Source organism: Nocardia abscessus NBRC 100374 (assembly GCF_000308455.1).
Taxonomy (GTDB): Bacteria; Actinomycetota; Actinomycetes; order Mycobacteriales; family Mycobacteriaceae; genus Nocardia; species Nocardia abscessus.
In genome coordinates, this window is record NZ_BAFP01000218.1 from 1 (window position 1) to 652 (window position 652).

The following is a 652-nucleotide window of genomic DNA, read 5'->3' on the forward strand; positions in this document are numbered from 1 at the left end:
TTTTGCAGCAGTCCTTCACATTACAGGCAGACATCATTTTCGACACACCATCACAGAACAGCCTCTCACTTGTGTGGCGGCAATCATGCACAGCAAGCACTGTGGCACTTGCCGATATCAACTGGAGCACTACAGATATGAGCCACCCAACTGGTAACTACACTAGCGTCCAGTTTATATTGTTGAGCACCACACTGACATCAGTATTACCCAGAACATTTCACAATGGGCACATGGAGTACAATAATGAGACTGCAAATCTTGAGTTGATCACAACAGACTGTCCAGTTTGATATAAATTGCTGGGTTCTCTACAGGTGTCACCCGTCACAAGGCGGACCTTCCAATCTAACCATCTCCTGAACGCTTGTCAGACTGTTCTCAGATCATTCTTGCATTCCAACCAAGCAGATCTCAGGCAGCAGCTGCTTATGCAGCAGCTGAATACCTAGCCTTCAAGGCCCACAAGGCTGAACACACACAAGGCTGAAGTTCAGGGCCCACATGACGACAACTACCCACATCTCTTATTGGCGCAGGCAAAAATATTGCAGGGATGTCAACTTGAACCTCACGACCTCAAGAGGCATTTCCTCAGACAATTGCTGTAACACAAAATCTTGAAATGCAGCCACACAGTCTCGCGTATGGT

1 protein-coding gene is annotated in these 652 nt (G+C 47.1%); it reads left to right on the forward strand.

Annotated features, from left to right (window positions below):
* Positions 1-293 (forward strand): hypothetical protein (locus tag ON19_RS45245; RefSeq protein WP_218006500.1); only part of this gene is annotated, 293 nt, incomplete at its 5' end.
* Positions 294-652: the final 359 nt, after the last annotated feature.